Raw genomic sequence first — 1,332 nt, forward strand, 5'->3', positions numbered from 1 at the left:
ACCTGGCCGACCGCGCCAAGATCGCCGAGTTGCTGCGGCCGGAGCGGATCGGGGTGACGCTGTCCGAGGAGTTCCAGCTCCATCCCGAGCAGTCCACCGACGCCATCGTCCTCCACCACCCCGAGGCGACCTACTTCAATGCCGGAGGCGGCCGGTCATGAGAACCACGAGAACACTGCGCGAGGTCCTGGCCGCAGGGGAGCGCTCGTACTCGTTCGAGTTCTTCCCGCCCAGGACCGAGGCGGGGGCCCGCACCCTGTGGGAGGCCGTCCGCCGCATCGAGGCGCTGCGTCCGACGTTCGTCTCGGTCACCTACGGCGCCGGCGGATCCTCCCGGGACCGCACCGTCGCCGTCACCGAGCGGATCGCGGCCGAGACCACGCTGCGGCCGGTGGCCCACCTCACCGCCGTCGGCCACTCCGTGGCCGAGTTGCGCCACATCATCGGCCGGTACGCCGACGCAGGAGTGCGCGATGTGCTCGCCCTGCGCGGCGACCCGCCCGGCGATCCGGGCGCACCCTGGACCCCGCACCCGCAGGGCTTCACCCATGCCCACCAACTGGTCTCCCTGGTCAAGGAGATGGGCGACTTCAGCGTCGGGGTGGCCGCGTTCCCCGAGAAGCACCCCCGCTCGCCCGACTGGGACAGCGACATCCGCCACTTCGTCGCCAAGTGCAAGGCCGGCGCCGACTACGCCATCACCCAGATGTTCTTCCACGTCGAGGACTATCTGCGGCTGCGCGACAAGGTGGCGGCCGCCGGCTGCGACACTCCGATCATCCCCGAGATCATGCCCGCCACCGACGTCCGGCAGATCGCCCGCTTCGCCGAACTGTCGGGCGCGGCCTTCCCCGAGGACCTGGCCCGCCGTCTGGAGGCCGCCCGAGGCAACCCGGCCGCCGGCCACCGCATCGGCGTCGACCACGCCACCGCCATGGCCGAGCGCCTGCTGGCCGAAGGCGCCCCCGGCCTGCACTACATCACCCTGAACAAGTCCACCGCGACCCTCGACATCCACCGCAACATCCACCACAGCATCCAGAGCACACAGACCACAAGGAGTGCCCAGCATGTCCTCGCAACCCACCGCTGAATTCACGGACTTCAAGGTGGCGGATCTGTCCCTGGCGGCGTTCGGCCGCAAGGAGATCACGCTGGCCGAGCACGAGATGCCGGGGCTGATGGCGATCCGGGAGGAGTACGCTGCCGCGCGGCCGCTGGCCGGGGCGCGGATCACCGGGTCGCTGCACATGACGGTGCAGACGGCGGTGCTGATCGAGACGCTGGTGGCGCTGGGGGCGCGGGTGCGCTGGGCCTCGTGCAACATCTTCT

Annotated in this window: 3 protein-coding genes; all 3 read left to right on the forward strand. The window is 70.6% G+C overall.

The features are described from left to right. Window positions 1–161, forward strand: a 161-nt coding sequence (locus tag ACLIYP_RS30445) for a vitamin B12 dependent-methionine synthase activation domain-containing protein (protein ID WP_412716299.1), incomplete at its 5' end; no start/stop codon positions are given. Next, a complete protein-coding gene (metF, locus tag ACLIYP_RS30450) occupies window positions 158–1,093 on the forward strand; it encodes a methylenetetrahydrofolate reductase [NAD(P)H] (protein WP_412716297.1) in 936 nt (311 codons plus the stop codon). The genes ACLIYP_RS30445 and metF, both read left to right, overlap by 4 nt. Next, window positions 1,071–1,332, forward strand: a 262-nt coding sequence (locus ACLIYP_RS30455; protein ID WP_412716298.1) for an adenosylhomocysteinase, incomplete at its 3' end; no start/stop codon positions are given. The genes metF and ACLIYP_RS30455, both read left to right, overlap by 23 nt.

Origin of the sequence: Streptomyces nanhaiensis (assembly GCF_046614825.1) — a bacterium.
GTDB lineage: Bacteria > Actinomycetota > Actinomycetes > Streptomycetales > Streptomycetaceae > Streptomyces > Streptomyces radiopugnans.